At 35.8% G+C, this 13,113-nt stretch carries 9 protein-coding genes and 1 tRNA gene; 2 read left to right on the forward strand and 8 right to left on the reverse strand.

Annotation, left to right across the window (positions count from 1 at the left end):
- The first annotated feature begins 147 nt into the window (after nt 1–147).
- Both ACQY44_RS12280 and ACQY44_RS12285 read left to right on the forward strand, forming a co-directional pair.
- A tRNA-Leu gene (locus ACQY44_RS12280) sits at nt 148–227 on the forward strand.
- Nucleotides 228–896: 669 nt separating this feature from the next.
- Nucleotides 897–1,574, forward strand: coding sequence for a hypothetical protein (locus ACQY44_RS12285; RefSeq protein WP_428230633.1), 678 nt, complete (start codon nt 897–899; stop codon nt 1,572–1,574).
- A gap of 171 nt (nt 1,575–1,745) precedes the next feature.
- On the opposite strand, the gene ACQY44_RS12290 is transcribed toward ACQY44_RS12285, so the two are convergent.
- The 8 genes from ACQY44_RS12290 to ACQY44_RS12325 form a co-directional block, all read right to left on the reverse strand.
- Complete coding sequence (locus ACQY44_RS12290; RefSeq protein WP_428230634.1) at nt 1,746–2,210, reverse strand: OsmC family protein; 465 nt, start codon at nt 2,208–2,210, stop codon at nt 1,746–1,748.
- Nucleotides 2,211–2,457: 247 nt separating this feature from the next.
- Complete coding sequence (locus ACQY44_RS12295; RefSeq protein ID WP_428230635.1) at nt 2,458–3,336, reverse strand: alpha/beta fold hydrolase; 879 nt, start codon at nt 3,334–3,336, stop codon at nt 2,458–2,460.
- A gap of 169 nt (nt 3,337–3,505) precedes the next feature.
- Nucleotides 3,506–4,690 carry an aldose epimerase family protein gene (locus ACQY44_RS12300; RefSeq protein ID WP_428230636.1) on the reverse strand — a complete coding sequence of 395 codons (1,185 nt, stop codon included), beginning with the start codon at nt 4,688–4,690 and terminating at the stop codon, nt 3,506–3,508.
- A 102-nt stretch (nt 4,691–4,792) separates the two neighbouring features.
- Nucleotides 4,793–6,301, reverse strand: a complete 1,509-nt coding sequence (araA, locus tag ACQY44_RS12305) for an L-arabinose isomerase (RefSeq protein WP_428230637.1) — start codon at nt 6,299–6,301, stop codon at nt 4,793–4,795.
- Between the two features lie 99 nt (nt 6,302–6,400).
- A complete protein-coding gene (locus ACQY44_RS12310; RefSeq protein ID WP_113677072.1) occupies nt 6,401–7,102 on the reverse strand; it encodes an L-ribulose-5-phosphate 4-epimerase in 702 nt (233 codons plus the stop codon).
- On the reverse strand, nt 7,086–8,777 hold the full coding sequence (locus ACQY44_RS12315) for a ribulokinase (RefSeq protein ID WP_428230638.1): 1,692 nt from the start codon (nt 8,775–8,777) through the stop codon (nt 7,086–7,088). The genes ACQY44_RS12310 and ACQY44_RS12315 overlap by 17 nt, the downstream gene beginning before the upstream one ends.
- Before the next feature lie 168 nt (nt 8,778–8,945).
- On the reverse strand, nt 8,946–10,931 hold the full coding sequence (locus ACQY44_RS12320) for an alpha-L-arabinofuranosidase C-terminal domain-containing protein (protein WP_428230639.1): 1,986 nt from the start codon (nt 10,929–10,931) through the stop codon (nt 8,946–8,948).
- 192 nt (nt 10,932–11,123) lie between these two features.
- A complete protein-coding gene (locus tag ACQY44_RS12325; protein ID WP_428230640.1) occupies nt 11,124–13,106 on the reverse strand; it encodes a glycoside hydrolase family 127 protein in 1,983 nt (660 codons plus the stop codon).
- Nucleotides 13,107–13,113 lie beyond the last annotated feature (7 nt).

Raw genomic sequence — 13,113 nt, forward strand, 5'->3', positions numbered from 1 at the left:
GAAAAATTTAAGTATTTTTAGTAGTTCATTTAATTTTATTTTTTACATTTGCACCGTGTTAAAGGAATAAGCACAATTATGACGTCATAATTACTTATTCTATTGCGTTAAAATAATTGATTAATTCGTTATTTTTTCGTCTGCTAAGCCCGGATGGCGGAATTGGTAGACGCGCTGGTCTCAAACACCTGTGGGAAACCGTGCCGGTTCGACTCCGGCTCCGGGTACTTAAAACCTCTGAAATCAATTGATTTTCAGAGGTTTTTATTTTTTAAAACCTTTAAATCCTTAATATTCAATCTTTTTTATTAATTAATTAGATTTATAACATCCTGGATTACTCAAATTTCTATTACCATCCTTATATTTTATACATCCTTCAATCTTCTTTTATTTCAACTGACAGATCGATCACTTCTATTGACTTACTAAGTGAGATTGCTGACTTTTTATCTCTTTTTACATAGCTCTACGATGGAATCATTATTTGTGGAGACAACCACGCAATTCTGGTTTTATACGCCCCCTTTCTGACTTGGAAAACCAAATATTTGTGTTCTTCCAAAAAATAACAAAACATAAGACTTATATACCTAAAATTATTTTAACAAAAGCTATTTTATAAGAATAATTTTATAAACAAGTAAATATTTCTTACTTTTGACATAAATTTTTTTTAACAAACGAAACTCATCTTTAGGAAAAATGAAAACTTTATAAAGCAGTAATAGATGTCAACATCTTTGTATGCATTGAAAAAAGCAATATCCATATCCTATTTTACGTGAATTTAAATGAAAATTACAATGGATATACTAGCTCTGTATGCTGCAAGAAAAAAAACGCAAAATGGAAATCGTAAAACTAAAATATTTTTTTACTAATTAACAAAAGTTATGAAAAAGAAAAACAAAATCATGAAGGTTTCATCTTATCTGAGCGCAGTTGTGCTTTCATTTTTATTGATAGCATGCAGTAATGATGATATCAACAAATCGCCTAGCAATGTTAATCAAGATGAAAAAGACAACTTTGTAAAATGTACTGTTTCCGGAGACAAGGGCGGCACCTTCAAAGCAGTGGGCGAGAATGTAAACATTGGTTATTTGAGTATCGAAAATAATGTTATCCAGCTTTTCTCTGTTGGTTTTAATGACTTAAATGGTGCGTCTCTGTCGACCGGAATGTTTCCGCTCGACCTTAATTCACGGTCGGAACAACAAGGAAGTATCCTTGGAATGTTTACATTCAATGACGGCAAAAATCACAAAGATCAATTTAGTTCTCAATTTTATCCCCTGTTTTATGATACAAATGAGGACTTTCGTGACAGTAGTACATTTGTAACACTTACAAATGTTGAGAAACTACAAGGAGGTTACCTTCATCTTAAAGGCAGGTTCAGATTTAACGCTTCAAATATTCCTGAAAAATTACCCGAAGCATGTATAATGGAAGCATTTGAACACACTGATCGCCATCCGACGTATCTTGCAAAGTTGGCCGGAACATCTGAAATACATATAAGTGGCGAATTTGATGTAGTCATTCTGGTAAAGATCATGGGTTGGTAATGCAAAGTAAATAATTAAAACACAAAAGCAATAAAGACAATCTGTCCTTTTTTATATACAACTGATATCGTCTGATACATACGTATATAGTGGTGATAAAAAAAATATTGAAAAATCCGAAAATATTTTCTTGAACAGAAACATTCAAACAAAATCTTTGCCTTTATAGATTTAAATCACCTCACAACTCGCCTCATGAAAAACAGGAAAATTGCATGAATTAGCAATAAAACACAATTGATTTGCTTTAAAATGTAAATTTAAAGCAAGTTCAATTTGGTCTGGATTTGAGATTTTTACTTTTGGTTTTAATCGAACTTCTGTAAAACGTCCGCTTCCATCTGGAGAAACTTCGAGGGTTGCTTCGGCGTTATCTGAATATTCGAGAACTTTTATTTCGTTTTGAGAACAGACATATAAATAGGACATCATATGGCACGAAACCAAACTGCTCAACAACAAATCCTCAGGATTGTATAATTCCGGATCACCTTTGAATGCTTTCGCTGCCGAAACATTTAAAACAGGTTTTCCTTCAATTTTAATTTGATGACTTTTGTTATAGAATCGCTTCGTTGAATCTTCCTGATTTTGTCTGGAAGTCCATTTTGCTTCTGCTTTGAATAGATGTTTCATTTTGTTTTCGTTTTCTCTTGCTAAATTAAGATTTTTATAAGCTGCAAAATGAATTAATCGCGCAAAGTCGCAGATACGCAAAGTCGCAAAGTTTTTTAAGCTTTCTTTATTTTCTTTGCGTATCTGCGACTTTGCGCGATTAAAAAACTACTTAAATTAAGTTGCAACTAAGAATAAAAAAATCCAAAAAATTTTCCTTTCGAAGTTTTTAGAGAACCCGTAAACTAATAAAACTTTGAGTTTACCATTATTTACCCCATTTAGTCCAATCCGAATCGGGTCTTTTAAACGGTTCTGATAAAAACTTATTTGCTATTGCATTAAATACTTCCGGACTTGAAGCTGGTGCAAAATGGGTTTCTCCAGGCATAATGCACAGTTGTGCTTTAGGTATATTTTCGAAAATTTCAACCGTATGCTCATTTCTGATTACATCTCTATCTCCAGCTATTACAAGTACTTTTGCTTTAATTTTTGATAAATCTTTGGTTAGAATACTAGGTTGATATATCAAAAGTCCGGCAAGTTGTTTTTGTAAATCCCAATTTTCACTAGTATCTTTTTCTTTAATTTTTGACACAATCATTTTTCTAATGTTCTGAACATCGTTTGTCGCCCAAGAATTAACAGCTGTAGCATCAGGTCTTAAATTGGCTCCCATCGCTACAATTTTCTTTATTTTTGACTTACCTGAAACACCCATTTGTAAACCCACAATTCCACCATCACTCCACCCAATAATACTTATCGAATCTAATTTTAACTTATTAACTAATTCCTCTGTATCTTTTGTAATCTGAACGTATGTCAAAGAATCCGTTTTCAACTCGGATTTACCTTGCCCTCTACTATCAGCAACAATAACTCTGTATTTACTTTTAAAATAATCGATTTGATTTCCCATCGATTCAATACTTCCTCCATTTCCGTGAATCAATAACAAAGGTTCTCCTTTTCCATATTCTTCATAATAGATTTTAGCTCCATTGATTTCAGCAAATTTTCCAACAGCGGTATTTTTACCATAAGGCGTATCAAATTTAAAATTCATCTGGACCTGAGCACTTCCTGTTGCACATACGGAACAGGCTACTAAAAGAAGCAATAATTTAATTGGTTTTTTCATAAAGAAAGATATTTTGTTATCGTTATTACGTAAATGTAAAAAATAATTCAACAAATTAACAAAATCATTACAAACTGAAACGCTTTTAATATTTACAAATAAAAAAACCCGAAAGCATCACTTTCGGGGTTTCTTAGAGAATTACTAATTTACTAAACAAATTCTAAAACTATTTTTTCACTGAGAATTTAAAAACAGTTTTAGTTTTATAATTTTCTCCCGGGTTTAAAACTGTTGTTGGGAAATTTTTCTGGTTTGGAGCATCCGGATAATGTTCTGTTTCCAAACAAAGTCCGCTTCTGTGTCCAAAAGTTCCGCCTTTCGGTGTTGGTAAAGTTCCGTCAAGGAAATTTCCGGAGTAAAACTGAATTCCAGGTTCGTCAGTTGTCATTTCCAACACTCTTCCACTTGCAGCGTGGTATACTTTTGCGATGATTGTTTTTCCTTTTTCAGGATTGTTCAATACCCAGCAGTGATCGTATCCTTTTCCTCTTTCTAATTGTTCGTTTTTCGCTTCGATGTCTTTTCCAATTAATTTTGGCTTTCTGAAATCGAAAGGTGTATTGGCCACATCTTCTAATTTTCCTGTTGGAATTAAAGTCGCGTCAACCGGAACTAATTTATCAGCATTTAAAGTCAATTCATGATCTAAGATTGTTTTTGTAAAATCTCCCGATAAATTGAAATAAGAATGTTGTGTCAAATTCACCACTGTTTTCTTATCAGTCGTCGCTTCGTAAAGTACTTCTAATTCGTTATCATTCGTCAATGTATAGGTTACGTAAACTTGTAAATTTCCTGGATAACCTTCTTCCATATCTTTACTTAAATACGATAATTTCAATGTAGCTGATGTTCCGGATTTTGCTTCTTCAGCTTTCCATACAACGTTAAAATATCCTTGTGGACCACCGTGTAAAGCATTTGGTGCATTATTGATTGCTAATTGATAATCCTTTCCGTCAAGCGAAAATTTCCCTTTCGCAATTCGGTTTCCGTATCTTCCGATAAGAGCTCCAAAGAATGGATTTTCTTTTTCGTATTGTGCCAAAGAATTAAATCCGATTACTACATTTTCAGAAACACCATCTTTATTTGGCACTTTCAAATCTGTAATTCTTCCTCCAAAAGTGATGATGTCAACTTCCATCCCTTTTTGGTTTTTTAACTTATAACTGTCTACTTTTTCTCCTTTAGCAGTTGTTCCGTAAGAAGATTTTTCGATTGTAACCTTAGCTTTTTCATCTGAAGAAACTGTTGTAGCATCCATTTTTTTATCGCTTTTGCATTGAACTGAAATTGCGGCCAAACTCATAAGGCTGATTCCAAAAAGACAACGTTTTAATACATTCATAAATAATATTTTAATTGGTTAAATGTTAGATGTTAAAAGTTAAAAGTAGCAATTATAAATCAAAATAAAAGCCTTTGCCTCTTTGTACCTTTGTACCTTCAACTAAAGTCCGTGTTGAAACAAATGATAGTAAGCTTCATTTGCATTGATCTTATCTTTAAAGTCCCTTACGGTAGTTTTTTCGTCAATAACCAATAATTCGATTCCGGCGATATCGGCAAAATCTTCCATGTATTCTGTTGTGATGGCCTGGCTGTAAACGGTATGATGTGCTCCTCCGGCAAGAATCCAGGCAGTTGCAGCAATATCCAGGTTTGGTTTACAATCCCATAAAACTCTTGCTACCGGTAATTTTGGTAATTCAGCTAAAGGTTTAATGGCTTCCACTTCATTCACGATCAAACGGAAACGATTCCCCATATCAACCAAAGACACATTGATTGCATCTCCGGCAGGTGAATTAAACACCAAACGTGCAGGATCTTCTTTTCCTCCAATTCCTAAAGGATGTACTTCGCATGAAGGTTTTGCATCTGCAATAGACGGACAAATTTCTAACATGTGAGATCCTAAAACATACGATTTTTGTGGTGTAAAATGATACGTATAATCTTCCATGAAAGAAGTTCCTCCTTCAAGACCTACATTCATTACTTTTAAGGCACGAACCATTGCAGCGGTTTTCCAATCGCCTTCACCACCAAAACCATAACCATCGGCCATTAATCTTTGTGTAGCAATTCCCGGAAGTTGTTTCCAAACCCCAAGATTTTCAAATGTATCTGTAAAGGCTCCAAAACCTCCTTCTTCAAGGAAAGCTCTTAAACCTAATTCTATTTTTGCCGCTTCAACTAATGAGCTTCTTTGCGCTCCACCTTCTTTTAAAGAATCAGTTAAAGAATAAGATGATTCGTAAACTGCTAATAAATCGTTTAATTGTTGGTCTGTAACTTTCTCAATATGTTTGGTGACATCTGAAGAATCATATCCATTGACCGACATTCCAAAACGAATTTGAGCCTCCACTTTATCACCTTCCGTAACAGCAACTTCACGCATATTGTCTCCAATACGGGCTACTTTTAAATTTTGAAGTTCATCCCAACCCAAAGCAACTCTTGTCCAAACTCCTAGTTTGTTTAAAACACGAGGATCTTCCCAATGCCCGACCACTACTTTACGTTTTTTACGCATTCTGGACATGATAAAACCAAACTCACGATCTCCGTGTGCCGATTGATTCAGGTTCATGAAATCCATGTCGATAGTTCCCCACGGAATTTCAGCGTTGTATTGTGTGTGTAAGTGGCACAATGGTTTCTTTAAAATACTTAATCCGCCAATCCACATTTTTGCCGGAGAAAACGTATGCATCCAGGCAATAAGACCGATACAGTTTTTAGCAGAGTTTGCTTCTAAACATAAATCTAAAATTTGCTTAGGCGATTTTAAAGTGTCTTTGCAAACAATTCTTACCGGAATCTGTGATGAAGCATCTAAACCTTTTGCCATTATTGCAGCATGTTCCGCAACTAATCTTAAGGTTTCCGGTCCGTATAATTCCTGGCTTCCTACTACAAACCAAACTTCTTTTTGAGAGATATCTATCATTATGTTTAATCGTTTATTTGTTGAACTGTTAATTTGATGTATCGTTTAATCGTAAAAGCGGAACCGATTAAACGATTTACCGATTTACCGAATAAACAATTATTGTCCGTAATACGAATCTTTTCCGTGTTTACGATTGTAATGTTTTTTTATTAGTGAATCTTTTAATCTTGGTGCGTTTGGGTTTATCTGTAAAGTCAGGTAGGCCATTTCGGCTACGACTTCCAGAACCTTGCTGTTGTACACTGCTTTTGCTGCATTTTTTCCCCAGGCAAACGGACCGTGATTTCCAATGAGAACCATTTCTACTTCTTCGTACGAAAGGTTTTTTTCTTTAAAACAATCCAAAATCTGAATTCCGGTATTGTGTTCGTAATTTCCTTCTATAAGAGAATCTGCCATCGGTGGCGCACACGGAATATCAGCCGTTAAATGATCGGCGTGTGTAGTTCCGAAGATTGGAATATCTTGCTGCGATTGTGCCCAGGCTACCGAATAAGTGGCATGTGTATGTGCAACGCCTCCAATATTTGGCCAGTTTTTATACAAATAAGCATGCGTTTTGGTGTCAGATGACGGACGCATGGTACCTTCAATAATATTATTATCAAAATCGACAATCACAATATCTTCCGGCTTTAAATCTTCGTAAGGAACGCCGCTTGGTTTAATGGCAAAAACACCATTTTCTCTGTCAACAGCACTCACATTTCCGAAAGTATATACCACCAAATTCAATGCATTTAACTGCATATTGGCTTCGTAACATTCCTGTTTTAAATCTTTATAAAGAGAACTCATGTTGCGAAATTTTAATAGTTGGATCTTCGTAAGCACTTAATTGATCGTATGCCAAAAGCAGTTTATGATAAGCTGCAACTTTATCTAATTGAGGGAAATATTCTCCGTCAAAATCGCTTCCTATTTTTTGGCTTGCTTCAATTACATTTGAATAAATTCCGGCTGCAACTGCTGCATAAATTGCCGCTCCCAAAGCAGGAGTTTGATCTGAAGCTGCAATTTTAATTGGCTTGTTTAAAACGTTTGCCAAAGTCTGCATGATAAAAGGAGATTTACGGGCAACGCCGCCAATTCCGATAACGCTGTCGATTTTTACACCTTCTTCTTCAAAACGATCTACAATTTTCTTCGCTCCAAAGCAAATGGCGTTTACCAAAGCTTTAAAAATATGCGGTGCTTTTGTTCCTAAAGAAAGATTTGAAATCGCACTTTTTAATTCCTGATTGGCATCCGGAGTTCTTCTTCCGTTGATCCAGTCCAATGCAATTGGAAGACTATCAGAAACCGGAATTTTCTCTGCTTCTTTCGTTAATTCTACAATTAATTTATCGTTGAATTCTTCTCTTAATTGTTCTTTTTGAGCATCATTTAAGACAGTCGAAGCCGTTAATAAATGATCGGTTGGCCAAAGCAATAATTCTTTGTACCACGCCAATAAATCTCCAAAAGCAGATTGTCCGGCTTCTAAACCAATGAAACCCGGAATTACAGATCCATCAACTTGTCCGCAGATTCCGCGTACCGTTTTTGTTCCAACTTCATCATAAGAACCCACCAAAATATCGCAGGTTGAAGTTCCCATAACGCGAACTAAAGTGTTTTCTCCAATTTTAGCTCCAACAGCTCCTGAATGTGCATCGAAAGTTCCTACGGCTATAACTGTATCTGTAGAAAGTCCTAAACGATCTGCCCATTCTTTGCTTAGATTTCCGGCAACTAAATCAGACGTATAGGTTTCATCATATAAATTACCGCGAAGCGTTGCCAAATACGGATGCAGTTTTCCTAAAAATTCTGCTGGTGGTAGACCATTCCAGTCGTCGTGCCACATGGCTTTGTGACCCGCTGCGCAACGACTTCTTTTGAATGTTTTTAAATCTTTGTCTTCAATCAATAAATAGGTCATTAAATCGCAGTGCTCCATCCAGGTGTGCGCTGCATTTCTAACCACTTCATCTTCTCTGGCAATGTGCAGGATTTTTGCCCAAAACCATTCTGACGAATAAATTCCGCCTACATATTTGGTTACATTTTCTCCGCCCCAGCTTACTGCCAGTTCGTTGATTTCGTTTGCTTCATTTATCGATGTATGATCTTTCCAAAGTACCATCATCGCATTCGGATTTTCCTCAAAGCCTTTTGTCAAAGCCAATGGAATTCCTTCTTTGGTTACTGGTACAGGTGAAGATCCGGTTGTATCGATACAAATTCCGCGCACTTGCGAAGGATCAACTTTACTTTCTTTTATAACGGTATGAATCGTAATTTCCAACCCTTCAATATGATCTAAAGGATGTTGACGAAACTGATTTATAGATGCGTCACAATATTGTTTGTTTTTCCATCTTTTATAATGAGAAACATTTGATGCCAGTTCTTGCCCATTTTCAGTATCTATCAGCATCGCCCGAACTGAATCTGTTCCGTAGTCCAATCCTATAACGTAATTTTTCATTCGAAATTCATTTTATAATAATGACAAATATAATTATAAATAATCTATAAGTGTATAAAAAACACTTAATAAAAAGAAGGGCTTGTATTTTTACAAATAATGCATCAAAACAAGAGTTTAGGTTCAAAACAAAAAATAAACGTTGGTTTTACATTTATTCTGTTGCGATTATTTCAACTTAATTTTCAAAACGGTAACCGAATATGCCGGGAAATCATATTGAACCTTGCTTCCGCTTACCTTAAATTCGCTTTCTTTTGGACTAATTTTCGTTGGAGACTCAAAAGAATTCTCATCGTTTATTCCGTCTCCTTTTAAAGTTATAGCCGTTCCTTTTGAATCTAATTTTGCTCCTTTTACATCAATTGAAACATTTTGGGCTGTTGCTGCAGTGTTTACAATTTTCAGAATTACTTCTTTAGAATTCACATCTTTTACTGCAGATGCAAACAAATCGTTTTGTCCTGTAACTGCTTTTCCGTCTTTTGTAATGTTGATTAAATCGGTTCCTTTATTGTTTGAAAATAATTTTTGAACATAATAATTTGGCGTTCCGTATGATTCTAAATTGTTGAACCAAATCATGTCCGGAGTCCATTGCCAGCCTTCAACATGAGCTAATAAAGGTGCGTAAGATGTCAGGTGAACTACCTCAGCATTACGCTCCATTCCCGTCATAAAAGCGGCTTCTGAGAAAGCACATTCCAAGTTGTTTTTATTATCCGGACTTGCAATGGCTACACTTTGCGCTGCATATTCTCCGGCAAAAATCTTTGGTCCTTTACGATCATAATTATCGTAACGCGTTACATTTTTACGGAACCAGGCCGGATCTTTATAATAATGTTCGTCAACGATTTCTGCGTTTAGTTTTTTAAGTTCTTTCATACCGTAATCAAAATAATCTCCGTCAGGAAACGGCCCTGTTCCGGAAACAATCGTGATGTTTGGATATTTTGATTTAATGGCTTTTTGAAACACTTTGAAACGCTCGATATAATCCGGTCCCCATTGCTCATTTCCAACTCCAATAAATTTTAAATTGAATGGTTTTGGATGTCCCATATCAGCTCTCACTTTCCCCCAAGCGGTAGTTTGATCGCCGTTTGCGAATTCAATTAAATCTAAGGCATCCTGCACATAAGGATCGATTTGATCCATCGGAACTAATTCTCCTGTATTGAACTGACACGCCATTCCGCAACTTAAAATAGGTAACGGTGAAGCTCCGATATCTTCAGCAAGCTGGAAATATTCGAAGAATCCCAAACCAAAACTCTGGAAATAATCCGGTGCCGGTTTATGTGCAAATTCAGTATTCCAACGGTTAATCATGGTTTCTCTGTCTTCTACATTTCCAATCGATTTTTTCCATTGGTAACGCAATGCCAGCGTTTTTCCTTCTACAATACATCCGCCCGGAAAACGTAAAAATCCTGGTTTCAAATCGTATAATAATTGTACTAAATCAGCACGCATTCCGTTCTTTCTGCCTTTCCAGGTATCTTCCGGAAACAACGAAATCTGATCTAAATCAATTACTCCGCTTCCTTCAAAAGTGATTCTGATTTGTGCTTTTGCCTCTGTTTCGGTTGCGGTTAATTGTGCCGTATAATTGGTCCAGTCTTTTGCTGTTGGAACAATCGAAGTTTCGCCTAAAACCTTTTTATTTTTATCAATGAATTGGATTTTTATCTTGGAAACATTTCCTGATAATTGTGAAGCTTTCAACGTCAAATTATAATGCAAATCTTTCTTGATTCCCATTCCTCTGAAACCTTCGTTGATCATTTCATAACCGTTGGCATCATTTACAGTAACGCGACAATAATTATGATTCGTTCCTTTTTGCGAATATTGGATAATGTTTGCAATTCCCGATTGAAGGTTTAGTTTGTGTCGGTCGCTGTTGGGCTCGTTCCATCCCATCATTGGCGTTTCAAATTCGAATGATCTGTTTTTGATCATTTCGGCATATAATCCTCCATCGGCAGCAAAATTGATGTCTTCAAAAAACACTCCGTACATCGTAGGCTGAATTTTGGTAACGGTTTTTGCAGCGTCAACCTGAAGATTATTTTTTTGTGCCGAGGCATAAAAGCCATTCAGCAATAGACCACAAAGGGTAATTTTGGTAATTAAATTGGACTTCATTTTTATTTTGTTTGTGTTTTTAGTACGCGGATAATACTGATTCACTAAAGTGAAAACGCGGATAAAAACGGATTTTTATTTTTTTGTTTCACGCAGATTTTGCTGATTGAGCAGATTTTTTTAAATCTTTTTAATCCCTTAATCTATTGCTAAATCTTGATTCTTTCTTCTTTGCTCTATTTTCTATTCTCTTTACTCTTTATAATCCAACCAAACTTTCATTTTTCCAACACCCCGATTTGACCAACTGTAATAGGGTATGGCTTTGAATTTTGAATTTTCGATGACGTTTACGCCTTGCAATACATTAGGTTCTTTTTTTACTTTGAAAGTATCTCCGGCAGCCACATCTATTTTATCGAAATTGGTTTTGTTATCGATTTCTTCTACGGCATAAACGATTGGACCGTATTCTAAAGAGACTTTGTTTTTGTTGGTTTCAACTTTTGCATTTGTTTCTACTTCTTGAACTTCCATTGGGAAATTAAGATTGATTTTATCGCCTTTTTTCCAATTTCTGGTAATGGTGAAATAACCGTCTTGGGGTTGAATTCCTAAAGTTTCTCCGTTTAAATTGATGGTTGCTTTTTGAGTCGAAGCTTTTTTATAAGAATATAAATCGCCCGGCAAAACTTCATTTCTTGCCCAACCCGGAACTCTAAGTTTAATCGTGAATTGGCTTTCTTTTTTCGGGTTAACGGAAAGGACTACTTTTCCGTTCCAAGGGTATCCGGTTTGTTGTGAAATCTGTAAATCGGTTTTTCCTAAAGTGAAAGAGGCGTTGTTTGAAGCATATAAATTCACATACAGCACCTCTTTTGATTTCGAATAAATAAGTCCCGGAATCGAAGGCACAAATCGAATTAAATTTGTCGGACAACAAGAACAATCAAACCAAGCCTGACGTGTGCAAGATCCTCTGTTTGATTTGAAAACACCATCAGATTCTAAAGCATTTGGGTAGAAAAATTCTTTTCCGTCCAATGAAATTCCGGAGATTAATCCGTTATACATGATTCTTTCGATTACATCAAAATATTGTGATTTACCCGTTAAATTATGCAATCTGTGATTCCAATATACATCTCCAATTGCTGCACAAGTTTCGTTGTAAGCAGTTAAGTTTGGCAATTCATAATTGGCTCCAAAAGCTTCTCCATCATGTCTCGAACCAATTCCGCCAGTGATGTACATTTTTTTGTTCACCATATTGCTCCATAAATTATTCACGGCATCAGTATAACCTTTGTCTTTTGTCATGGCAGCGATATCCGTCATTCCTGCGTACATATAAACAGCTCTTACGGCGTGACCCACAACTTCATTTTGCTGTATAACCGGAATATGATCTTGTGCATATTCTCCATATAATTTATGATTGTTCGGGTTTCCGCGATTGTCTAAAAAGTATTTTGCCAGTTTTAAATAATCCTCTTTTCCTGTAATTTGGTACAATTTGATCAAACCCGTTTCTACGATTTGATGTCCCGGAACTCCTTTTACCTGACCTGGTTTGTCGCCAAAAGTTTTCACTAATAAATCTGCATTTTTGATCGCAATGTCAAGAAAATTTCTTTTCCCTGTAGCTTCATAATGCACAACAGCAGCTTCAATCAAATGCCCTGAATTGTAGCATTCGTGACTAATTTGTAATGATTCCCAACGTTTTCCTTCAATAACAGGAACCCAGGGCGCTGGCGGTTTTGACGGATTTATGGTTCTCCATGTTGTTAAGTAACCGTCTTTTTCCTGACCAATTTTTACAATGGCAATCAACGAATCCAGAACGCGATCCAGTTTTGGGTTTGGTGCGCTGATTAAGGTATTCGACGCGCCTTCGATTATTTTGTAAACATCGGTATCATCAAAAGGCATTTGCCCTCTGACTTCTCCTGTTTTTTGTTTTCCTGCAATTAAGAAATTCTCAAAACGACCTTCTTCATTGCATTTCTGAATGGCGTAAGCAATTGTAACTTCCTGCACTCTTTTGATAATAGGCAACCAAAAAGAATCGGTCAGTTTTACATTTTGAATGTTTACGGGTTCAATTTCATAACCTGCTTTTAGAACAGAAGTTTTAGTCGATTGCACGGCATCATTCTTCGTTTCTTTGCAGGAAACAAAAATCAAAAATGATAGAAAAATCGTCAAGATATGGAAAGTGTATTTTTTCATTATTTGG

The sequence above is a fragment of the Flavobacterium sp. genome (assembly GCF_965277525.1).
Classification (GTDB): domain Bacteria; phylum Bacteroidota; class Bacteroidia; order Flavobacteriales; family Flavobacteriaceae; genus Flavobacterium.

Excerpts from the sequence above, each read along its gene's own strand:
- ACQY44_RS12320 (WP_428230639.1), bottom strand. The coding sequence starts at position 10,931 with ATGAAGTCCAATTTAATTACCAAAATTACCCTTTGTGGTCTATTGCTG.
- ACQY44_RS12315 (WP_428230638.1), bottom strand. The coding sequence starts at position 8,777 with ATGAAAAATTACGTTATAGGATTGGACTACGGAACAGATTCAGTTCGG.
- ACQY44_RS12325 (WP_428230640.1), bottom strand. The coding sequence starts at position 13,106 with ATGAAAAAATACACTTTCCATATCTTGACGATTTTTCTATCATTTTTG.
- ACQY44_RS12290 (WP_428230634.1), bottom strand. The coding sequence starts at position 2,210 with ATGAAACATCTATTCAAAGCAGAAGCAAAATGGACTTCCAGACAAAAT.
- araA (WP_428230637.1), bottom strand. The coding sequence starts at position 6,301 with ATGATAGATATCTCTCAAAAAGAAGTTTGGTTTGTAGTAGGAAGCCAG.
- ACQY44_RS12310 (WP_113677072.1), bottom strand. The coding sequence starts at position 7,102 with ATGAGTTCTCTTTATAAAGATTTAAAACAGGAATGTTACGAAGCCAAT.
- ACQY44_RS12285 (WP_428230633.1), top strand. The coding sequence starts at position 897 with ATGAAAAAGAAAAACAAAATCATGAAGGTTTCATCTTATCTGAGCGCA.
- ACQY44_RS12295 (WP_428230635.1), bottom strand. The coding sequence starts at position 3,336 with ATGAAAAAACCAATTAAATTATTGCTTCTTTTAGTAGCCTGTTCCGTA.
- ACQY44_RS12300 (WP_428230636.1), bottom strand. The coding sequence starts at position 4,690 with ATGAATGTATTAAAACGTTGTCTTTTTGGAATCAGCCTTATGAGTTTG.